We start from the raw sequence: 21,469 nt of genomic DNA on the forward strand, positions 1-21,469 counted from the left end.
AACAGAGATTTGTCTTGGTGTTTTTTATTTTATCAATTAGCTAAAAGTATTTGGCTAACTTGATTATAAAACGCGCGGTTGTGATTTGTTTTGCGATTCTAATTTTTTCAGTCACTGCTACGCGCGAGCTTAAACAACAGACGGATTCTTTCGACAGGATGATTCCCCGTCAACGTAGCGTTGCACTCTTGATTCGAAATATTGAACCGTGGTTATTGCTTAATCTTTGTGTTATTGCTGGCATCATTGTCAGTGCACTGCTGGTTCACTTATTGACAGGTCTGCCCATCGGCTCATTGTGGTATGGTGACATTAAAACGATTAAATCGGATGAGGTTGTCTTCACCATGGGACGATATTTGCTGACGATGATTTTCTTTTTAAATTTATGGTTTATCTTGTTTGCGGCTGCCGCAACCTTGCTTGGTCAATTTACTAAGAGCCCGATTGTCATTACCTTTGTTCTCGCCACGACCTTTTTTGCGCGTCAACTTGGTCTCTTACATCTCATTGCGCAACCGCTCAGAATCAAGTTGCCTTTCAATTATACTGATTTCTACGCGATGATTTATCGCAATGGTGATTATGGTGCTATGAATAATGGTGATTTGATTGCTGTTTTTGGGGCGTGGAGTTTAATCTGCATTGCACTGACTGCTATTTTGAACCATCTTCAACGCCGACACTACATTGCACTGCTGCGTCATTAATACAGCAACGATTCTAGAACTTAAGGTGTCTTGAAAAGATTATTCGATGATCATTCACAAAGAGGCGGGAATGAAAAATAAATTTAGTAGTTTTCTAGTCGTTTTATTCTTCCTGTTCTTATGCTTGCTGACTTTCTTTGCAGCATACGCAAACTACAAGTGGGGTTGGCAGGTTGAATTAATCATCACGCTTCTGCAAGTCTTCATCATGCTGATTGTCATTTTGATCGCTAGAAAAATATTGTAAATACCAGCCATTCAGGTTAAACACTGAGCGGCCAACTTAGTAGCGATGATGAGTGACATTGGCGGGCTGCCAATCTTGTCGAAAATAGTGCTCAGTCAATAATTCTTCGTCAACGAAATTTATTGATTTTTACGGTATACTAATATTGAGGTGAGTCAAATGGAGGATTTAGTAAGTTATCAGGTTTCAACCATGCATTATACACGAATTATGATTGCCGTTGATGACGACGATTTTGTTTCATCACGTCGAGCATTTGATTATGCTTGTACAGTCGCGAAAGTTTACAATATTCCGCTAGCCGTCACCATGGTTTTGGAAACAGGCGACTTAAATATTTTTCAATCATTGTCACTCGACACAATTAATAAGCGACGCGCAGAAATCACCGCGGATTTAAACACTTATTGCGAAAAAGCGCGCGAATTTGGCGTAGAAGATGTGACACCAATTCTAGCTGAAGGCAGTCCCAGCCACGAAATCGTCGAAACCGTCATTCCCGATTTCCGCCCCGACCTATTAGTGATAGGTTCAGAAACCAAGCCAGGTAAACGCAAGACAATCGGCACCCAAGCCGCATACATTGCCCACTACGCACCATGCTCAGTCATTGTAGTACGCTCAGATTCACAAATAACCAGAATGCTAAAAGACTTTGAAAAATAATAAGAGCGCGGAGAAGCGCGGGTAGTTAGTGAGGATTAAGTTTAAGCCAGTTAAAATCTTGGTTTTAAGATTTAAACTGACTTATCTTAACCGGAACTAACTGCGCTTCGCAGCACGTTTCAGATCAGAGCGCGAAAGCCAACGGGTTGATTGCGGCGCTCTAACTAGGAAGCACAGCTGGGTGCCAACCCAGCTGGGATTACTAGTTAGACATAGCAATCAGTTGGCTTGAGCACGTTTCAACAAGAGTGTGGAGAAGCAACGGGTTGGGTGTTTGTATTTAAACGGGAAGATTGCTGCGTGTCAACGCAGTAAGATTCACGCTTAAATACACGACACCCAGTTGGCTTGAGCACGTTTCAACAAGAGTGCAAAGAACAACAGGTTGATGGTATTAACTTAAGTGAAAAGATTGATGCATGTTAATGCAGCAAGATTTTTACTTAAATTACTTGTTGTAGTTGCTTTACAGCACATTTCAAAACACAAACCCAAAAAGGAATTACGGTCAGCTTTTAAGCTGCCGTAATTCCTTTTTGGTTCAATAATCCCCGCTTGCTAATTGATTAGAATTGCTGACTCATCTATAATAAATGGTGTTATCGTTTTGCTAGGAGGAAATTATGCAAGAGCTCAATTTTATTCCCATTATTGTGGGAACTGATTTAAATACTTACAATGTAGCCATTTCGTTTCACGAAAAATATGGGATTCACCCAATTCTAGTTGGTTCAGCGCCGTTGTCATTTACTGAATATAGTACAATTCCTGGCCAAATCGAATATTATCCGAAATTACATCAACCCGAGGAATTTCCTAAGATTTTGGCAGAGGTCGCTCAAAAATACGCACAGCCTGATAAAAAGCTATTATTAGTCGGTACTAGTGATATGTATGTTCGTTATATTGTTGAGAATGCTGACTTTTTGCGTCAATATTATGTGTTCAATTATCCGAACCTGGAATTACTGAATCAACTACAATACAAGAAAAATTTCTATCAGTTGTGTGCTGAAATGGGCGTCGATTATCCCAAGACATATTTCTATGATTGTGCCCAAAACGCGCAGCCATTTCATGAAGAAATGATGTATCCAGTTGTCGTTAAGCCAAGTAACGTGGTTAAATACTATGACATGCACTTTGCGGGCAAGAAAAAAATCTACCGGCTCAACTCCGAAGAAGAAGTTAATCAAGTGCTGACTTTATTGCATCAAGCGCATTATGATGACGAAGCTATTGTACAAGAATATATTCCTGGTGATGATACTTACATGTTTGACGGCGTTTTGTACGCTAACACGCAAGGTAAGGTTGAACTAGTGGCAATGGGCCAAGTTGTGTTACAAGAGCATACACCGACTGCTATTGGCAATTATACGGCCATCATTAGTCGTTATAATTTACCTTTGATGCAAAAGATGCAATCATTGTTGGAAAAAATTCATTATACTGGTTTTGCTAACTTTGATATTAAGTATGATAAGCGCGACCACAAATTTAAACTGTTTGAAATTAACATTCGTCAAGGTCGTTCTAGTTATTACATTACGCAAACTGGACACAACATGGCCGAATATTTAGTTGATGATTGTGTCAACCATCTAGCTAAAGAAACGGTTTATAATGATCAAACATTCTTATTCACGATTGTACCCAAGACCGTGTTACGACAATTCGTGCAAAATCCGAAGATTAATCAAGAATGTCGGCAATTAATTAAAGATAAAAAGTGGGGCAATCCGCTATTCTATCATGCTGACAAGAGCTTAAAGCGTAAGTTGTTCTTAGCTGCACGCCAAGCTAATTATGTTCGGAAGTATCGCAATAATAAGTGGTAATTCATTGAGTTTAAAAAAGACCGTTGCAAAATCCAGTATTAGGATTTTGCAACGGTCTTTTGCTGAAGTTGAAACTGCTTCTTCGTGCCTACAGAAAACGCGCTGGTGAAATACTGCGAGCCTGGTTTGAGCCGAATCAAAAGCAGTTCGTCTTAAATGTGAGCTTTGTTATAAGTGCTAAGTTCTAGAACTGTTATGTTGTGCTTCTTCGTGCCTACGGAAAATGCGCTGGTGGAACGCTGCGAGTTTGATTTAAGCCAAATCAAAACCAATTTGTCTTAAATACAAACTTTCTTGTAAGTGACAAGTCACCAACAAGAATTCCGCGGCTGACCGCGATTTTCCTCCGGCACTGACTAAAGAGATGTGGTGTGATTTAGCTTCAAGTTTGTACTTCTAAAAATTTTAGATGACAATTCAACCACATGTCAATTCAGCGCTTGCGCAAAGGTTGCCATCTTGTTTGTTAAGTGGTGGCGAAAGAATACCGCTCAGTAGTGACATTATTGTTGACGATTTATCGGCTACAATAAGGCTCGTATTTGAGACGATTAGTACTTTAATCGGCTCAAATCGACGCCCACTACGTTCCAGCGCTAAGTATTGTTTCGCCGCCACGGTACCCGCCACGTTCCATATGCAACCTTTGCGCAAGCACAGAGAACCACAACAAAACAGTTTTAGTTTTCAGTCATTTGATCGTTCAAATATTGCAAAACGTCTTGCCGAGTTAAGTAGGCGGTGGCTTGTCCGGCGCGTTTAATTAGCACCCGCTCTTGAGCGACAAGTTGTGGTAGCACAGTCTTCAATAAAGTATCAGGTTCAACCGAACTCAATGATTCGGTTGCTGTCGATGCTACCAACGGCCGCCAATATTGTGCTAATTGACTAATGGGTTGTTCAAATAATGCGGATTGCTTACTGCTAGTGGCGAAAAACGAGCGGACGAATTCATTAATAGGATGTTTCGAAACTTCTTGAGGCGTGCCGACTTGAAGCAATTTACCTTGACGCATCACCGCAATCCGATCGCCTAGTTTTAACGCCTCGTTCATATCATGGGTGACAAAAACAATCGTCGTTTTTAACCGTTCATGCATGCGCAACAGTAGATCTTGTAACTGCGTGCGTGAGATTGGATCCAAGGCACTAAAAGGCTCATCCATTAAAATCACTTGTGGCTGTGAAGCTAACGCACGTAAGATCCCAACCCGTTGTTGTTCACCACCGGATAGTTCGGCGGGCATGCGGTCACGATACTTTGCTGGTGGTAATTCAACTTGCGTTAAGAGCTCGTCAACAGTACGCTCGATTTTTGCGCGGTCCCAGTGTTTCAATTCGGGAATTAAGGCGATGTTTTGGCCCACCGTCATATTAGGAAAAAGGGCGATTTGTTGCAAAACATAACCAATATTCCAGCGTAGGTTGCGCGCCTGGTAATCAGTAACGGATTTACCATTGAAATAAATCGTGCCAGCAGTGGGTTTAATTAGTTGGTTGATCATTTTCAACGTCGTCGTTTTACCGCTACCAGATGTACCAACAAGGACGAATAATTCGTGCTCATTGATTGTTAAAGAGAGGTCAGACACAGCTTTGGTTTCGCCGTAGATTTTATTAATATGTTCGAATTGAATCATAGGTGTCGCCATTTTATTGCCCCCTTAACAAGTGATGCTTCAACAAATAGTGTTTCGCAACGGTGGCCGCTGACTTCTTTTCAACGTTAACCTCGTAGTTCATTTGCCGCATTTGCACATCGGTAATCTGGCCATGTAACTTATTTAAACTTTTAACAACTTGCGGATATTTCTTAGCAGTCGCTGCCCGCATTAAAGGTGCACCTTGATAATAAGGGAAAAGTTGCCGATCATCTTTGAGCGCGACCAAATTGTAACGCCGAATCTCTGAATCGGTGGAATAGCCATCAATTAAATTCACACTGCCGCGCTGAATTGCTTCATAGCGTAATGATGGATCCATTGTTTTCGTTTTGAACGTTAAGCCATATGTTTTTTGCAACCCCTTGTAGCCATCTTGGCGATCGCTAAACTCGAGATCAAAGCCGGCATTAATTTTATTTGCGATCTTGGTTAAATCTGAAATTGATTTAAGATCATATTGGCGGGCAAATTGCTTCGTGACAATAATTGCGTAAGTATTGTTATAAGCCATTGGTTTTAAATAGGCTAAATTTGCTTGCTGCTGTAATAATTTCGCCGACAGTTGATAAGTTTTTGCTGCCGAATGAGGGACAGTTTGGCCTGTTGGCAATTTAACAAGACCTTCTAAGACAGTGCCTGTGAATTCAGGGTAAATGTCAATTTGGTCACTTTTAAGCGCGTTTAAAAGAAAGCTAGTCTGACCAAAGTTGGACTTTAAAACAACTTTGGTGCGGGGACTATCCTGTTTAATTAAATCACGATACATATTAATCAAAATATCTGGTTCCGAGCCTAGTTTACCCGCAATCGTAATCGTCGGTTGGGCCGCTTGATAAGCTTGGTAGCCTGTGTAACCGAAGCTACCCACAACAATCAACGCCAAAGCAGTTAAGGAATAGCGCAATTTAACCCGTTGTAAAACGTTAATCAGCCAACTGAAGACAATCGCCAATAAAGCCGCGGAAATAGCACCAATTAACGTTAAGGCCGTGTTGTTGCGGTTAATCCCCAGTAAAATAAAGGTCCCTAAACCACCAGCACCGATTAAAGCGGCTAAAGTTGCGGTCCCAATAATTAAAACAAGCGCATTACGCACACCCGCAATAATCTCGGGCATTGCCAGTGGTAACTCTACCCGAAATAACTTTTGCCAGCGGGACATGCCAAACGCTTCGGCTGCTTCTTTTAAGGAGGGTTCAATATTAGTAATCCCTAAATAAGTATTCTGAAAAATTGGTAAGATTGCATAAATGACTAAGGCAATCGTTGCTGGCACATTGCCAATACCCACGATCGGAATCAACAAGCCCAATAAGGCCAGTGAAGGAATGGTTTGTAAAACGCCAGCAATTTGCAAAAAGAATTCAGCTAGTTTCTGATGATTGGTGACGGCGATTGCTAATGGGATTGCGATTAACATGGCAATCACCAGCGAAAGTAAGGAAATTTGAATATGTTGCAACAGCGCCTGAATTAAATCAGTACGCCGTTCGATTAAGGTTTGTCCGATATCTGCCACAAGGTTGCCTCCGACCGGTGTTGAAGTCGTGATAGTTCTAATTGAATTATGACGCTCTAACTATTGTAAACGTCTGTTCGTCAAATTGTTAGTAATTTGATTTTAATTTAGAAAAATCATTTCTTTGCCAAGTAACAGATTTATGACTAAAGGGGGTTATTTGGCTCTGTAAAAAATGGCTAAAAAGCTAATCTTGAATGGAAATCTGCATTAAAGTCGAGTTAATTAACCAGGTATTAAAATTAATTACCCCTAAATTGAAAATGTTTTGCTACAATAAGCCTTAGTTACTAGTAAACGAGGATTTAAGATGAAGATAATTATTTCACCGGCGAAGAAAATGCTTATCAGCTCAGACAATTTTGGCGACATTAAGCGACCACAATACTTTGAGCAGACACAAATAATTTTGCAGGCCTTGCGACAACTCACTTATGACGATTTAAAAGTGTTATGGAAGTGCAGTGATAAGCTGGCTCAGAAAAACTATCAGCAGCTTCACCAGATTGACCTGACCAAACAATTAACGCCGGCAATTTTGGCCTATTCAGGGATTCAGTATCAATATATGGCCCCAGATTTATTTACCGTTCCAGAATTTAATTATGTGCAACAGCATTTGCGCATTTTATCAGGCTTTTATGGGATTCTACGTCCTTTTGACGGCGTCGTTCCTTATCGATTAGAGATGCAGACAACTTTAGCTGTGGTGGGCAGTCAGAATCTCTATGCCTTTTGGAATCGGCAACTTTATGAGGCCTTAATAAAAGATGGTGAACCGATTATCAACTTGGCTTCTCAAGAATATAGTCAAACCATCGCCAAGTATTTAACGCCTGCTGATCGCATGATTGAGATTGTTTTCGGCCATTTCGTCGATGGTCGAATTAAAACGCGAGCCACTTTAGCGAAGATGGCGCGAGGACAAATGGTTCGCTTCATGGCCGAGCACCAAGTTCACCGTGTGACTGAACTGCAAGAATTCACCGACTTAAATTATCAGTATCGACCAGAATTCTCGACGGCGAATAAGTTGGTGTTTTTGACACAATAAATTATTGGGGTCATGGTTGATGAGCAGCAACCAGATCGTGATTAAACATCAAGACCAAGTTGTTTAGCCTTATCTTTGAATTCAGGATGTGCTTGCAACAACGCAGCAATTTTTTCGGGATGGGTTATGAGTTGTTGTAATTGTTCGAATTCTGATTTAGAAGATGATTGCGGATAAATAATTTCTGGTGCCGCTTGATCTTGAAGGAGCTGCCAGTAAACATCCGCCAGTTTGCTAGTTGTGACGTCTGGTGTTAAGCCGATAATACCGGCAATGGTAATCATCCCAACAAAAATTGATTGCGCCGCCAATTCATCGTGTAAAGTAAACACGTAGCTGCGCAGGGCAGCCTTGGTCAAGGATAACGTTGAGGCAAAGTTGGTGGGCTTAATACCAGCACCACCACTTGTAAAAATAATAGCCCGTTTGGTTTGTTTATCTGAATAAGTTACAAAGGAACGTGCAGATTGAATGGCGCTCAAAACATTGAGATTAAAAATGCTTTTGATGGTGTCAATGTTCGAACTCAAGGCATCATCCAAGTGAGTATTACCCACATTAAAGATTAGATTGCTTGGACGACCAACTTCAGCAGCGATTGTCGCAAAAAGCTGGTCGATTTGCTCGAGCTGGGAAATATCAGCAGTGAAATAGTGACTCCTAATTTGTTCTCGCGTTAATTTTTGACAAACGGCAGCTAATTTTGTTTGGTTGCGCGCAATTAGTACAACTTCTTGACCTTCACGACCAAATTTGTGGGCGATCTCGGCACCAAGTCCTTGATCCGCACCAATAATAACAGTTATTTCTGACATGATCTTCACTCCTAATTTGATTTAATATCGAGGTTCAAATGACTAAACACGATGATTTTATTAAAACGCATCAACATTTATTAGATGCGGTGCTTGCGTTAATGCAGTCGACGCCTGCAGCCAAGATTTCGGTCACTCAAGTGGTTAAATATTGTCAAGTTAACCGCAGCACGTTTTATTTGCACTTTATCGATTTACCCACCGCCTTGAATGAGCTCGAAGCAACCTTAATAGGTGCCATCAAAATTTGCTTTGACAATGTTCCGCCAGATTGGATGTTAAGATTTGATCGCAAGCAGGAATTAAGTTTTTATCAAGGTATTCTACAAACAATCGCCCAAAATTATCGCGGCTATCAGGTTCTACTTGGTAAGAATGGCGATCCGAATTTTCTGATTAAAATGAAAGATGAGCTCTCTAAATATTTAGCGCCAGAACTCACAGTCAATCACACCGTCAAACCAGAAATTCGTCTAGCGTTAAGACAATTAATCATTAGTGGTTTGGTAGATGCCATCTTACTTTGGGTGCAAACAAGGCCACAGTTGACCATTGACGAGATGGCTGAGCTATTATTATATTCGCGCCATAACGCGCCATTAGAAATGGTCAAGCAAGGTTTTGAACTCGATAGGAATTAGTTTAGCCGCAGTCGAGTCAGTAAACAATCATCAATCTTAAGAAAAGTGTCGTGTATCAACGAAGCAATTTTCAATTTTCCGTAATTTAGTACAACGTCTCGCTGACACTGCGACCGATTAAAAAAAGGTGCAATCATAACTGCCTCTAACGAATGATTTCGTTAAAGCAAGTTGCGATTGCACCTATTTAAATATTTGTCGTCTGGTTAAACGTATCAAGTGATGTTTTGTAGTCTTTTATTCGCGCCTAAATCCTTTGAAGTAGTTTAAGTTAGTATGGTTATTTCGGAAGTGGAATAAAAGACACGCTAAGTTTCAGATCATAAAACAAAAATAACCGAAATTTTTGTTCCACGTCCTTATTTCATCATCTGTTGATTACCCAGTTTAAAAGTGAAGTGGTACAAAATAAAGTTAATCAGAATTAAAATGCCGACAAAAATAAAGGTGTGTTGCGTACCGGACTGCATGACTTGCGCCGCATTATGGCCGGTTCCTGACGCCAGAAAGCTGGCAGCAACGGCAGTACCAATTGAACCGGCGAATTGTTGCAAGGTATTAAAGACGGCATTGGCGTCCGCCTCATTTTCCGCTCCAACGATCGTTAGCGCGTAAGTCATGGTGTTTGAAAAGGACATCGTCATCCCAATTGCGAAAATAGTGTAGTATACCAAAATTAAAATTGGCGCCAGCTGAAAACTGCTGACCGCAAATAAAATAATTGCTAAGAAGTAAAGTGAGTTACCAATCGTAATTGGTCGTTGTGCACCCATTTCGTCATACATTCGGCCCCAAGCTGGATTAAGTAAACCCGAAATTAAACTTCCGGGCAACATGATAATACCAGCAATCAGTGAAGTCGAATGATCAGCGATTTGCGCATAGTTAGGTAAAAGAAAGTTGACGCCAATATTAGTGAACTGAATAAAAACATAAGCTAACAAGGCCATTGAAAAAATTGGATTTTTAAAAATATTAATGTTGACTAACACGCGCTGGCTTCGCTTAGAAACCGCGATGAAAGCTAGTAAGGCACCGATCATTACCAGTAAGGAAAGACCGAATTGACCATTGATCCAACCGTGCGTGCTAACGGTGTTGAAGCCTAAGGTTAGACTGACGAAAACAAGTGCTAATAGAATTAAACGTAGCCAATCAAAACGTTCGCGGCGCAAGGGTGTCACTTGTTCGATCGCCAATCCTAGTACCGAGCCGATCAACATCAGTGGCAAAACGAGCCAAAAAATATCTCGCCAAGTTAAAAAGTAAACGACGACACCGCCAAAAGTTGGACCTAAAGCTGGCGCCAAGGAAACAATTAAGCCACCTAGACCCATGAAAATACCACGCTTAGCTAATGGGGCGCGTTCTAGAATGATGTTAAATAATAACGGTAGTGAAATCCCCGTTCCCACGGCTTGAATGAGCCGACCAATCAATAACATTTGGAAGTTAACGGCTAAAGCACAGGCTAAATCGCCAATAATAGCAAAAATTGCGCCAGCGATAAAAATATGACGTTCTTTGAAGCGTCCTTTAAGATAAGAAGAGCAGATAATCACCAGTGAGACCATTAATAAATAGCCGGTGGTGACCCATTGAACTGTACTCAGGGTCACGCCGAATTGTTTCGTTAAAGTGGGGAAGGTGACGTTCATGGAGGTTTCGATTAAAACGCCGATGAAGGCCATGATCGCCGCAGCGACAATTGAAAGTAGATCTCGTTTTGACATTTTAGTTGTATTTTGAACCATTTTTTTCTTTCTCCCGTTCGTGTGATAAGGCTGATTTCAACAGCAGTGGTTGAATTAAACGACGTTCTTCAACCGTTAAATTACCAAATGCCAATTCTTCGGCGTGCTTGGTTGCTTCATAAAGTGGGCGCTGAAGTTGTTGACCTTGTGGCGTTAAATAGAGGTGGCTCACGCGCTTGTCCTGCTCGTCAAGGTGTCGTTCGAGATAACCTAGTTGAACAAGCTTAATCACGGCGCGCGTGATCGTACTGTGGTCGAGGAACATGGTTTTCGTTAAGTCATCTTGGGTAGCGCCGGGATGATCATTAACGAAGAAAATAAAAAAGTAATTATTTTCATTCAAACCATAAGGTCGCAGACTGCGTTTTAAGTCTGTTTGAATAATTCGGCTGAGAATGCTAATGCCTTGAACATGATCTTTATTCGAGATAAACGCCATTTTAACCATCTCCTTTTATGTGCGTCTACACATAGTTAACGAGTAATTAGTTTAGACTTAATTTTCTGAAAGGTCAAATAATTTTTTAATTGTGATGACTAAATCATTGTTTGAACGAGATTATTGCAGAATTGCAATAAGTTGCATTCAAACAATCGTAAACCAGGTGCTGGTGTCAGGACAGCATTAAAAAAGAAGGTTACTGGGATGTTTATCTACTTTTGAACTGGCTTTTTAAAAACGATGTTGCATTCACAAACGTATGTTCGCATAATGAAGCTGGCACAATCAATTGGAGGAAAAGCAAATGGACTTAAAAGAATTTATCAAATATTTCGAGAGCCTGACCACGGCTAAAGCAGAATTTTGCAACAAGGCAACTGCACATCAACAAAAAATCAATGCGGACCGTGCACCGGCGCGTCGTTGGAATGATGCTGTTGTGGCGGTACAAGTTGAAAAAATGTGGCTAGAAGTTGTTGAGAAATTATACGACAACATCAAAAATACGATCACCAAATCTCAAGATCCCGTTGAGTGGCATCAACGTCTGGAAGCTGAAGATTTCATGGACGAAGTTGATGACTCAATCCGGGGAATCGAATTGGATGGAGAAGAAGAGTAATTGACTTTCTTAAACTTATCCGGACTTAATTGCGCCTCTGGGTTGCTAAGTAGATAAATGCGTGACCTATGAGTTTCATGTCAGTCGATTGTCCGCAGTTGAGATATTTTCTCGATAGGGTAAGTGATCATGCCACTTTGTATTGCCTACTAGCTAGCAACAGGATATAATGACAACATGAGAGTGAATGCTTGTTACAAAAAGCTTCACACCTTGGAGGTTTCTTCTTGATGAATGTTCGATGTAACTAGGCTAGTGCGCTAGAGTTTAGCGCACTAGCTTCCAAAAATTGCAAAACATCGATGATTATCATTCGGCAGGGCTAGGTTGCGTGAACAACTTACCCTTATTTGAAGAACCAAGTTTTATTTAAGGACAGCATCTTGTCTGTTACTTCGTTTGAACTTATCCGCTGTGTCGACGGTTTCTTTGAGTCTGCCTGAATGATGTAAATTTCACATCAGCAGGAGGATATCATGCAAAAATATTTCAAAATCGTTAAAGACAATCTGCTGCTAAGCACATTGTACTGTGTAATGGGTGTCTTAATTGCGTTATTTAATACACTGAATGTTCATTATTTTCAACAAGTCTTAGATCACTTAAAGCTATTGTTTCTATCGCAACCGCTTGTTTATATTTACCTCGGAACACTGGTCATCTTGCCTATTATCGGCTATCTTGATGAATATGCTAAGAACAAGTTGCCAGAGCGAATCTATTATGGCATTAAAGAGCGTACATTGACCAAATTAGATACGATTCAAGCACAAAAAATAATGACCAGTTCTTTAGGAACATTATTACAGATGATTGAGAATGGTGCGAATGCGGGGCGAAATGTTGTATTTGATTTTTATTTCGAAATTATCCGCAGTATCATTCCAACGATTTTGTTCAGTTTAATTTTCATTGGTACGATTAGTACTAAGCTGATATGGTTTATTGTGTTGGGGTACACCATAGTGTTTGTTGTAACGCATTTTTTACTCCGATGGTTATATGCAATTAAATCAAAACTCTTAGACAACCAAGAATCGATTAACCGAATTCTTACCCATGGTGTCATGTCTTTTCTAGTCTATCGAATCACAGGACAGTATAAGTCGCAAATCAGAAAGTTTCATCAATTGACAGAAAGTGCGGCAACACAAAAAACAGCAATTGCACTAGTTCATGAAGCTTTTTTTGCAATTTTTGCGTTGCTCGTTAATCTGATTAAGGGACTGGTGATTGTGTTGGTACTGACCGATCACTTACAATCACTATCCGTTGGGCAAATTGTTGCCTTATTGCTTTATATTGACAACATATACAATCCAATTGCAATCTTCAATGTTATCTATGTGCAAGCAAAATTAGATGATGTCGCTTATTCTAAACTGAATGATTTTTTTAGAGTCGCTGATGATCCTGGAATGTTAAGTGCAATACCAGTAAAATCCCCTCTAGCCGCCATCACGTTTACTAATGTTAGTTATACTTTGGGATCCCGAGTTTTATTTGCTAATGTGAATTTACAAATGTTGAGAGGTCAGATTTACTATCTTGTCGGTAACAACGGATCTGGGAAGTCTACATTGGTCAATATCCTGCTTGGTTTAATCAAGAATTACGATGGTCAGATCAAGTTTGATCATCAGCCGGCTGATGCAATATCTTTGCGGAGTCTTTATTCTCGAACAAGTTTTCTTTCGCAAACGGCGCCAGTATTTGCAGGCACACTACGCGAAAATATTGATGTTCAACATCGATTAAGCAATGCTGAGATGATGACGATTCTTGAAAATGTTGCACTTATTGATGATGTCCAGCAACTTCCTGATGGGCTTGAAACGAAAGTGATTGAGTCTGGCGAAAATTTGTCTGGTGGTCAACGCCAAAAACTGGCTTTTGCGCGTTTGTTGGCAGAAGCTAATTATAGCGAGCTTGTGATTATGGATGAAGCAACCTCTGCATTGGATACAGCTAGCCGGTTTAAGATTCTTAGTCATGTTTGGCCAGCATTAGAGAATAAGATTGTCATGATAGTCACGCATCGAATGGAGTTAATACCAAAAGGTAGCGTGTTGCTTACAATTCGCAATCAACAAGTTCATACTGCGAGAAAGGGCTAGTTTAGCTATTACTGAAAAGAATGACATGGGAAAAAGCGGCCAAACTTCTAAAACTTCTAAAAGTTTGGCTTCTTTTTAATATTATCGTGAAATATAGGGGTCTTTGTCAAATAGTGTTGGTGGAGATTTATGAAGTCACATCCGAATTAACGGGTATGACTTTTTTAGTTATAAATCAAACTAATCCTTAAAAAGAAGTTTTTAATGTTGCGAAAGCCATAACAGTTACGTTTTAATGCCTTTATCTTACGATTTAAACCTTCAATTGGCCCATTTGAATAGGAATAGCAACAAGCATTTAAAATGCCGGCTTGATTCTTACGATAGGTGCGAACAACTGAATCCATCTTAGTTCCTTTGAAACAATAATTATCGATTAGGCTGGCCATAACAGTTGGATCTTTGGCCTTTAGTGCCTGAAGAATGGCTTGATAGAACGAATAGGCTTCTGAAAAAGCCCCAGACTGACCACGGAACAAATCAATGGCGTTTTGTTGGGTCATGTATTCATTGACACCTTTTAAATAACGAACTTGTTTTGCATCAACTGCTTTTGCATCTAAGTGAAATAAGCGCCATTGAGATTTACCGATTCGATAGCGTCGTCGATCTGTTTCTTTGAGTTCTTCAAGAACGCGAAGACGTTCTGCATCTAATGCTTTACCTGCTAGTTGCACAACATGAATCGATCGATAATGATTTCTGAATTAGGAAAGATCTGTTTAATAAAGCTGGCGTATTCGGCGTTCATATCAATAACAACAGTTGCCACTTTTTGACGTTGTATGAGCGAATAGTGATTGATGAAATGGTTGATAATCTCTTTTTTGGTTCTGGTGTGCAACAGCGCAACGCGACGGTGAGAGATTGCGTCACAACAATTAAACGACATTAAATGATCGGTAGACCGAAACTCGTCGAAACAGAGATGTAGCGGTAACTCTTTGAGTGCATGAGGAAGATGAACCTCTTTTTCAATAAGGCGAAGAACACTACTTGGTGAAATACCACAAATCTTGGCAATCGTTGTGGCAGGTAAAGACTCACGAGCTAATTGAAACACCATGTGTCTAAGAGAGCGACTGAAGGTTTGGTTGTTAGAAACAATCGTGGTTGTGGCACTTTGAGTGTGGTGACAGCTCTTACAATAGAATCGCTGTCTTCTGAGATTTAATTGATAACGACCACCGTTAATTGTAGGCAAGCGAATCTTTGAAAGGCGATAGCCGTTCTTAATCAAAGTAGGTAAACGACAATGTAGGCAACGGGAACGGTTGTAGGTTAAAGAGGCAGAAATAAGATGGATGTGGCGGTTATCTGTCGATTTAATACGCGAAATAGAATCAATTGAGATATTTGCATCTGTTATTTCGAACAAACTTAGGATAGAATTATCTAGGGACATCATGAACGCTCTTTTCGATTTAGTTAGGCGATTAAATCGTAACATGGAGGAGGACATGATGTCCTATTTATTTTGGCGAATAAAAACTGGCGTTAGTTTTCACCAACACCAGAAAGTGTAGACCCAAATATAGTTGGTCTTAAGCAGAGAAGCTAGTTTTACTCGTGAACTCATGCCATTATTTGGTTGGCTGAGTGATCAATGAACTACGCCTCAAACTCACCACTCAAGACAATTTTGCCGACTTGATGTCCGCTTTCTAACGCGTTCAGTCCGGTTTTTAGATTGGCCAAATTAATCGGGGATAACGCCGTTGTAACGCTAGCAGATAAGTAGCCGGTAGCGTAGAGGCCGAGTAAATTGCTAAGGATCGTCCCAGTACTGGCAACATTAACGTTGTAATCGGTCTTTGTAAACATGCGTTCAAAGTTGAAGCTGACAGACTTCGGCTGTAGTGGTGCAAGATTCAGCGGTGCCGTGGGCGTAACGATTGTCGCGATTTGACCGAATGGCGCAATTAATTCAGTCATGGCCGCCATATAAGGGGTGGGATCGTACAGTGCTGCGATCGCATCGATTTGTTGAAAGCCATTTTGGCGGACGGCGCTTACTATGTCATCGTGATAGTCAATGGCGACTTTAACACCACGCTTAGTTAACCAGTCGTTGTTCTGCGGACTCGCGGTTGCTAAAACAGTCAGTCCCGCCCAAGCGGCCAGCTGGGTCAACATGGAACCAACCCCACCAGCACCATTAATTACCAACAACGTTTTACCAAGATTGGCATTGTGTTGGGGAATAAAATTCAGCCGTTCGAAAAGTAATTCCCAGGCGGTCAGGCCGACTAATGGTAGCGCGGCTAAATCTGTCACCGCTGCTTTTTGCGTTACTTTTGTGACTAGATTAGCGGCCACACTCTGAAACTTTTGGTAGCTACCGGCTCGTTTTGTTGTTCCAGAATAAATAACTTGATCACCAACGGTGAAATTTTGAACGTCGGGACCAACTGCAACAACTGTGCCAACTGCATCATAGCCTAGAATCAATTGTTGATCTTTTAATGCTAACCGGCGTTTGTCGTCAACTGGATTTAGGGAGAATCCAGCAACCTTAATAATTAAATCATTGTCGTTAGGCGTGGGAATTGCTGATTTGACTATGGCAAAACTGTTGGCGGCAGTTAATGGTTGTCCTCCTAAGGCAACGAATGCTAAATTATCTTCTGTCATTATGATTGACTTCTTTCTATTTACCCTCATGATTACTAAAATCACAGTTCAACATTAAGCGGATCACCCTAAGTATAACCTATCGCCAGCGCCACTAAAATTGATCCGTCTTTGCAGGTCGATTTCTATTAATGGTTGGGCTGTAAGTGACAATCTTAATTTAGTAATGGTCATCAAAGTGACCGAAAAAATAACCCTTCAATATTGAATTAAGATCCAATACCAAGGGTTTAGTTTAAGGGACGAAAATTCTCAATTCTTTTATTTGTTAAGTTTAGCTTAACAAGATGGCGTCGTCAGTGAGTGCCGCGCCGCTCTGTTGCTTGAATAGTTCAAGCAAGTCAGAAACGGTGAGATTTTTTTTCTGATCACCTTTAATGTCGACAGCAATTTGGCCGTGGTCCAACATAATCAGGCGGTTGCCGTATTTAAGAGCATCTGCCATGTTGTGGGTAATCATCAGCGTTGTCAGGTTTTGTTCGTGGACAATTTTATCTGTGATTTCCATGACGGTTGCGCTAGTCTTAGGATCAAGAGCGGCAGTGTGTTCGTCGAGCAGTAACAGGGAAGGCTGCTTAATTGTCGCCATCAGCAACGTTACAGCTTGACGTTGACCACCAGATAGTAAACCGATCTCAGCACTGAGTCGGCCCTCAAGTCCTAAATCCAAACTAGCAAGTTTAGCCCGGAACAAATCGCGTTCATTGCGCTTGACACCGTTGCTCCAGAAATTTCGCCGTGCACCACGTTTCAAGGCAAGCGAAAGGTTCTCTTCAACAGTTAATAATGTCGCAGTGCCTTGCTTGGGGTCCTGGAAAACGCGACTAATTAATTTAGCTCGCTTGGCAACGCTTTGGTAAGTAACATCGTGACCGTCAATTTTAATTTGACCATAGTCGACTGGAAGGGAGCCGGCGACACTGTTTAGCAAGGTTGATTTCCCAGCGCCGTTACCACCAATAATGGCAACAAACTCACCGGGATCAAGTGTTAGGTCAATGCCTTTCAAGGCGTGATTTTCATTTGCGGTTCCTTTTTCGAAGTACTGGTGGAGGCCCTTAACTTCTAATACTGGTTCACTCATTATTTGTTCTCCTCCGTGATTTGTTTAGTATTGCGATGCCGCTGTTGAACTTGAGCAATCTTCTTCTGAATGAGTGGAAGTGCTAAGAACAGCGTTAACATTAATGCGTAGAAAAGTCGTAACGCGTTGGGATCAACACCCCAGTCAAGAACTAGCGCGATAATCAGTCGGTAGATGATTGCGCCCACGATAATTGTGAGCAGGCGTCGGCCAAAACTCAGATGGCGGAGTAGGATTTCAGCAATAATAATTGCAGCAAGTGCAATGACGATCGTGCCAATTCCCATACTGATATCAGCATAACCATTGGTTTGAGCCATCAAAGAACCAGAGAGTGCAATCAATCCATTACTAATCATATAAACAATAATCTTCATGGCATCGGCGTTAATTCCGTTAGCCGAGGACATATCCTCGTTGTTCCCAACGGCGCGAGCAGCCAGACCCATTTCGGTGTTGAAGAAGAATACTAGCAAGGCAATCACAATTGCGAGGACAATACCGCCAATGACAATCGTCGTTGTTGTGCTATCACCAATTTGCAAGAGGGTAAACATTGTTTTGGTGGTTCCGGCAATTGGGACGTTAGCCATTCCCATGACGAATAAATTGATGGAGTACAAGCCAGTCATTGTTAAGATCCCGGACAGCAAGTCAGGAATGTGCAACTTGGTCGTCATGAAGCCAGAGACGAATCCGGCGAGTGCACCACCAGCAACTCCTAATAGCGTTGCGACAACGGGTCCGATACCAGTTGTTAGTGCGTGCGCTGTGATAGCCGCGCCAAGTGGGAAACTACCTTCAGCCGTCATATCGGCGATGTCTAAAATCCGAAATGTGAGGTAGACCCCAATGGCCATGATTGACCATAAGAAGCCTAAAGAAATACTTGATGTCAGGATATCCATAATAACCTCCAAAAAATGTTTGTACTTTGATGATAAAACGGTGGGGCAATTTTAAAAGAAGTGCAGTCGCAGAATAACCATTGATACATAAAACAACGCGTGCATACGTCGATGCGTTAACGATGTCATTAAATCAAGTGCGTTGTGTCCAAACAGTCTCGCTTGCTTTTTGTTGAAGCTGTTTGGCTTCAACGGATCATTCTAGTGTTGATGATCTGATACTTCGGATTCTCACGGGTCTTGTTAGTTGTTGCAAGTTAGTTGTTGTAGGGTAACTATTACTTGAGTAGGCTTGGTGAAACATTAAATAACTTCATTCGTTTAGTGTCTGTGACGATTTGTGTTTTGGCCGGATTTTCAACAGGTAGTTGGCTGACTTTTTTGCCTTTGATCAGCTTGATCGCTAGTTTTGCTGTTTGTTGGCCTAGTTGTTTGTAGCTAATTCCTTTGGTGGCCACGCCGGCCTTCTTGATCATCGTAGCGTCAGCAGTCACAACCGGTGTTTTGGCCTGTTCTGTCACTTTGCCGATGGTGGTCATTGCTGCGGCGCAGACATTATCGGTGGGAATGTAGATGGCATCAGATTGTTTAGTGAGAGCTTCAGCAGATTGCTGAACATCATTGGTCGTTGCAACAGTTTTGGCAGTAACCTTCAAGCCTAACTTCTTGAGTTCCTTTTTGGCTAACTTAATTTGCACCACTGAGTTTTCTTCAGCGGCGTTGTAAAGCAAGCCGACTGTTTTGGCCTTGGGAAACATTTTGTGGAGCAAGTCAATTTGGGCAGCGGTATCAACTTTATCGGTGACACCAGTAGCGTTCTTGTCTGGCTTGTTCAAGTTGGTCACCAATCCGGCTGACTTGGGATCAGTGATTGCCGTGAACAGCATTGGTGTATTGGGGTCAGCCTTTTGGAGTGCTTGGGCAGCTGGTGTTGCAATCGCGAGGTTGAAATCATTCTCGTCTTTCTTCAATTGCTGACTCATCGTATTCAAGTTTGATTGGTCACCTTGTGCATTAACAAAATCAATCTTAATGTTTTTGCCATCTTTGTAACCTGCCTTGGCCAATTCCTGTTCAAATCCCTTGCGTGCGTCTGTCAAGGCACTTTGGTCAACGAGTTGTAAAATCCCAATCTTAATGGTTTTATTATCTGCACTGTCACTGGAGCTTTTACCGCAAGCGGTCAGTAGCGCGACGGTAGCAATAGTAACAGCGATTCCTAAAAATTTGTGTATTTTCTTCATGTTAATTTCCTCCCAGAATATCAAAAACAGCCAATCACGTGTTGTCAATACTTTCCACGTGGTTGGCTGCCTAATCTTTTCCGGAAAATTAAAACGCCACATGGTCGATATTGACGATCCATGCGGCATTTGCAAGCATTATAAATTGCTACGCCTATCATGGATACAAACCCTCGTCGGTTTGCATCCGTGATGCAAACCACTATCCGTAATAGCCGTAATAATAAGCGTTGTTAAGGTGTGTGCGTTTAAGTTCAAGCATAATTAGCACTCCTTGGTAGCAGTTTTAAGTACAAGACTAAGGATAAACACAGGGAATATTAAAGTCAATATCTTTTTTATTTATTTTTGATGAAAACAGAAACTAACGTGATTGCAGCACAGATTCTCAAGGTAAAAATTATTTTACGCTGGAAACGGCAATCCCTTGTTTTTGCATCTGAGACTTGTTGATCACCACCTGAACTTTAGCCGGTGATTCAACCGCAAGCTGCGCTGGTTTCTTGCCCTTAATAATCTTGATTGCCATTTTAGCCGTTTGCTTGCCCAACTGGTAGTAGCTAATTCCGTTAGTGGCGGTGCCACCATCTTGAACCATCGTGCTGGCGGCAGGAACAACAGGTGTTTTTGTTTCGGCAGTAACTTTGCCGACGGTTGCCATTGCTGCCGCAACCGTATTGTCAGCAGGAATGTAGATCGCATCGACTTTTTTGGCGAGTGCTTCTGTGGTCTGCTGAACATCGTTCGTTGAGGAAACAGTTTTGGCTTCAATTTTGTACCCTTGAACCTTCAATGCAGCGCGAGCAAGCTTGATTTGCATCGTGGAGTTAGCTTCCGCAGCATTGTAAAGTAGTCCAACCGTTTTAGCCTTTGGTGCGAGTTTCTTAATCAATTTAATTTGTCCCGCGACGTCAACCATGTCAGTCACACCGGTTGCATTCATGTCCGGTTTGTTCAGATTAGTAACCAGACCAGCAGATTTGGGATCGGTAATGGCAGTAAAGACCAATGGCGTATTAGGATCCGCCTTTTGAACAGCTTGGGCAGCAGATGTTGCAATGGCGAGATTCAAGTCGTTATGATCATTCTTTAGCCGATCACTCATTGTTTTAAGATTGGATTGGTCGCCCTGAGCGTTCAAATAATCAATCTTGATATTTTTGCCATCCTGATAACCGTTTGCCTTCAGTTCGGCAGTGAACCCTTTGCGAGCATCGTCAAGTGCTTGTTGATTAATTTGCTGCAAAATCCCAATTTTAATGATCTTCTGACCGTTGTCGGCCTTGGTGGACGTATTGTCACAGGCAGCTAGTAATCCAAGACTAGCAATGGCAGCGACGGTGCTCAGTAACTTAGTCAATTTTTTCATTGTTAATTTCCTCCCAGAAATGAAATAGCCAGTCACATGGGATTTAGCGCACCCACGTAACTGGCCATTTTATTTTTCCGGAAAAATAAAACGCCACATGGATGTTATTAAATCCATGTGGCGTAGTTAATTGCATGC

The 21,469-nt window shown here is 41.4% G+C and carries 18 protein-coding genes and 1 pseudogene; 7 read left to right on the forward strand and 12 right to left on the reverse strand.

Annotated elements, in window-relative coordinates; genetic code table 11:
* Nucleotides 1–59: 59 nt before the first annotated feature.
* From EKM65_RS09070 to EKM65_RS09080, 3 genes are all read left to right on the forward strand, one after another.
* Nucleotides 60–710: a hypothetical protein gene (locus EKM65_RS09070; RefSeq protein WP_125607701.1), complete on the forward strand. Its 651-nt coding sequence runs from the start codon at nucleotides 60–62 to the stop codon at nucleotides 708–710.
* 406 nt (nucleotides 711–1,116) lie between these two features.
* Nucleotides 1,117–1,623 carry a universal stress protein gene (locus EKM65_RS09075; RefSeq protein ID WP_164506892.1) on the forward strand — a complete coding sequence of 169 codons (507 nt, stop codon included), beginning with the start codon at nucleotides 1,117–1,119 and terminating at the stop codon, nucleotides 1,621–1,623.
* A 623-nt stretch (nucleotides 1,624–2,246) separates the two neighbouring features.
* Complete coding sequence (locus EKM65_RS09080) at nucleotides 2,247–3,464, forward strand: carboxylate--amine ligase (RefSeq protein WP_125607703.1); 1,218 nt, start codon at nucleotides 2,247–2,249, stop codon at nucleotides 3,462–3,464.
* 417 nt (nucleotides 3,465–3,881) lie between these two features.
* On the opposite strand, the gene EKM65_RS09085 is transcribed toward EKM65_RS09080, so the two are convergent.
* The 3 genes from EKM65_RS09085 to EKM65_RS09095 all read right to left on the reverse strand — a co-directional run bounded on the left by EKM65_RS09085 (nucleotide 3,882) and on the right by EKM65_RS09095 (nucleotide 6,647).
* Nucleotides 3,882–4,082, reverse strand: coding sequence for a hypothetical protein (locus tag EKM65_RS09085; RefSeq protein WP_125607705.1), 201 nt, complete (start codon nucleotides 4,080–4,082; stop codon nucleotides 3,882–3,884).
* Between the two features lie 62 nt (nucleotides 4,083–4,144).
* Nucleotides 4,145–5,116: an ABC transporter ATP-binding protein gene (locus EKM65_RS09090; protein ID WP_125607707.1), complete on the reverse strand. Its 972-nt coding sequence runs from the start codon at nucleotides 5,114–5,116 to the stop codon at nucleotides 4,145–4,147.
* A 1-nt stretch (nucleotide 5,117) separates the two neighbouring features.
* Entirely contained in the window at nucleotides 5,118–6,647 is a 1,530-nt protein-coding gene (locus EKM65_RS09095) for an ABC transporter permease/substrate-binding protein (RefSeq protein WP_125607709.1), read from the reverse strand.
* Between the two features lie 310 nt (nucleotides 6,648–6,957).
* On the opposite strand from EKM65_RS09095, the gene yaaA reads away from it, so the two are divergent.
* Entirely contained in the window at nucleotides 6,958–7,701 is a 744-nt protein-coding gene (gene yaaA, locus EKM65_RS09100) for a peroxide stress protein YaaA (RefSeq protein WP_125607711.1), read from the forward strand.
* A gap of 41 nt (nucleotides 7,702–7,742) precedes the next feature.
* Here yaaA and EKM65_RS09105 read toward each other — a convergent pair whose 3' ends face one another.
* Nucleotides 7,743–8,516, reverse strand: a complete 774-nt coding sequence (locus EKM65_RS09105) for an SDR family NAD(P)-dependent oxidoreductase (protein ID WP_125607713.1) — start codon at nucleotides 8,514–8,516, stop codon at nucleotides 7,743–7,745.
* Between the two features lie 38 nt (nucleotides 8,517–8,554).
* On the opposite strand from EKM65_RS09105, the gene EKM65_RS09110 reads away from it, so the two are divergent.
* Nucleotides 8,555–9,157 carry a TetR/AcrR family transcriptional regulator gene (locus tag EKM65_RS09110; RefSeq protein WP_125607715.1) on the forward strand — a complete coding sequence of 201 codons (603 nt, stop codon included), beginning with the start codon at nucleotides 8,555–8,557 and terminating at the stop codon, nucleotides 9,155–9,157.
* 359 nt (nucleotides 9,158–9,516) lie between these two features.
* On the opposite strand, the gene EKM65_RS09115 is transcribed toward EKM65_RS09110, so the two are convergent.
* A complete protein-coding gene (locus EKM65_RS09115; protein WP_125607717.1) occupies nucleotides 9,517–10,911 on the reverse strand; it encodes a DHA2 family efflux MFS transporter permease subunit in 1,395 nt (464 codons plus the stop codon).
* A complete protein-coding gene (locus tag EKM65_RS09120) occupies nucleotides 10,892–11,350 on the reverse strand; it encodes a MarR family winged helix-turn-helix transcriptional regulator (RefSeq protein ID WP_125607719.1) in 459 nt (152 codons plus the stop codon). The genes EKM65_RS09115 and EKM65_RS09120 overlap by 20 nt, the downstream gene beginning before the upstream one ends.
* 307 nt (nucleotides 11,351–11,657) lie before the next feature.
* On the opposite strand from EKM65_RS09120, the gene EKM65_RS09125 reads away from it, so the two are divergent.
* On the forward strand, nucleotides 11,658–11,975 hold the full coding sequence (locus EKM65_RS09125; protein WP_125607721.1) for a hypothetical protein: 318 nt from the start codon (nucleotides 11,658–11,660) through the stop codon (nucleotides 11,973–11,975).
* A 476-nt stretch (nucleotides 11,976–12,451) separates the two neighbouring features.
* On the forward strand, nucleotides 12,452–14,092 hold the full coding sequence (locus EKM65_RS09130; RefSeq protein WP_125607723.1) for an ATP-binding cassette domain-containing protein: 1,641 nt from the start codon (nucleotides 12,452–12,454) through the stop codon (nucleotides 14,090–14,092).
* Nucleotides 14,093–14,256: 164 nt separating this feature from the next.
* Here the strand turns inward: EKM65_RS09130 and EKM65_RS11490 are convergent.
* The 6 genes and pseudogenes from EKM65_RS11490 to EKM65_RS09165 all read right to left on the reverse strand — a co-directional run bounded on the left by EKM65_RS11490 (nucleotide 14,257) and on the right by EKM65_RS09165 (nucleotide 21,331).
* Nucleotides 14,257–15,554 (reverse strand): annotated as a pseudogene (locus EKM65_RS11490) (ISL3 family transposase).
* Between the two features lie 149 nt (nucleotides 15,555–15,703).
* Nucleotides 15,704–16,726 carry an alcohol dehydrogenase catalytic domain-containing protein gene (locus EKM65_RS09145; RefSeq protein ID WP_125607729.1) on the reverse strand — a complete coding sequence of 341 codons (1,023 nt, stop codon included), beginning with the start codon at nucleotides 16,724–16,726 and terminating at the stop codon, nucleotides 15,704–15,706.
* Between the two features lie 274 nt (nucleotides 16,727–17,000).
* Nucleotides 17,001–17,810 carry an ABC transporter ATP-binding protein gene (locus EKM65_RS09150; protein WP_125607731.1) on the reverse strand — a complete coding sequence of 270 codons (810 nt, stop codon included), beginning with the start codon at nucleotides 17,808–17,810 and terminating at the stop codon, nucleotides 17,001–17,003.
* On the reverse strand, nucleotides 17,810–18,718 hold the full coding sequence (locus EKM65_RS09155) for an ABC transporter permease (RefSeq protein ID WP_125607733.1): 909 nt from the start codon (nucleotides 18,716–18,718) through the stop codon (nucleotides 17,810–17,812). Before EKM65_RS09155 ends, EKM65_RS09150 begins: the two co-directional genes overlap by 1 nt.
* Nucleotides 18,719–18,996: 278 nt before the next feature.
* A complete protein-coding gene (locus EKM65_RS09160; protein ID WP_125607735.1) occupies nucleotides 18,997–19,962 on the reverse strand; it encodes an ABC transporter substrate-binding protein in 966 nt (321 codons plus the stop codon).
* Between the two features lie 400 nt (nucleotides 19,963–20,362).
* Nucleotides 20,363–21,331: an ABC transporter substrate-binding protein gene (locus EKM65_RS09165; protein ID WP_125607760.1), complete on the reverse strand. Its 969-nt coding sequence runs from the start codon at nucleotides 21,329–21,331 to the stop codon at nucleotides 20,363–20,365.
* Nucleotides 21,332–21,469: the final 138 nt, after the last annotated feature.

The organism is Lapidilactobacillus bayanensis, from assembly GCF_003946695.1.
Lineage (GTDB): Bacteria > Bacillota > Bacilli > Lactobacillales > Lactobacillaceae > Lapidilactobacillus > Lapidilactobacillus bayanensis.

Coding starts and splice junctions, on each gene's coding strand:
- yaaA (WP_125607711.1), top strand. CDS start 6,958: ATGAAGATAATTATTTCACCGGCGAAGAAAATGCTTATCAGCTCAGAC.
- EKM65_RS09090 (WP_125607707.1), bottom strand. CDS start 5,116: ATGGCGACACCTATGATTCAATTCGAACATATTAATAAAATCTACGGC.
- EKM65_RS09125 (WP_125607721.1), top strand. CDS start 11,658: ATGGACTTAAAAGAATTTATCAAATATTTCGAGAGCCTGACCACGGCT.
- EKM65_RS09080 (WP_125607703.1), top strand. CDS start 2,247: ATGCAAGAGCTCAATTTTATTCCCATTATTGTGGGAACTGATTTAAAT.
- EKM65_RS09130 (WP_125607723.1), top strand. CDS start 12,452: ATGCAAAAATATTTCAAAATCGTTAAAGACAATCTGCTGCTAAGCACA.
- EKM65_RS09145 (WP_125607729.1), bottom strand. CDS start 16,726: ATGACAGAAGATAATTTAGCATTCGTTGCCTTAGGAGGACAACCATTA.
- EKM65_RS09110 (WP_125607715.1), top strand. CDS start 8,555: ATGACTAAACACGATGATTTTATTAAAACGCATCAACATTTATTAGAT.
- EKM65_RS09155 (WP_125607733.1), bottom strand. CDS start 18,718: ATGGATATCCTGACATCAAGTATTTCTTTAGGCTTCTTATGGTCAATC.
- EKM65_RS09105 (WP_125607713.1), bottom strand. CDS start 8,516: ATGTCAGAAATAACTGTTATTATTGGTGCGGATCAAGGACTTGGTGCC.
- EKM65_RS09165 (WP_125607760.1), bottom strand. CDS start 21,331: ATGAAAAAATTGACTAAGTTACTGAGCACCGTCGCTGCCATTGCTAGT.
- EKM65_RS09160 (WP_125607735.1), bottom strand. CDS start 19,962: ATGAAGAAAATACACAAATTTTTAGGAATCGCTGTTACTATTGCTACC.
- EKM65_RS09120 (WP_125607719.1), bottom strand. CDS start 11,350: ATGGCGTTTATCTCGAATAAAGATCATGTTCAAGGCATTAGCATTCTC.
- EKM65_RS09150 (WP_125607731.1), bottom strand. CDS start 17,810: ATGAGTGAACCAGTATTAGAAGTTAAGGGCCTCCACCAGTACTTCGAA.
- EKM65_RS09075 (WP_164506892.1), top strand. CDS start 1,117: ATGGAGGATTTAGTAAGTTATCAGGTTTCAACCATGCATTATACACGA.
- EKM65_RS09115 (WP_125607717.1), bottom strand. CDS start 10,911: ATGGTTCAAAATACAACTAAAATGTCAAAACGAGATCTACTTTCAATT.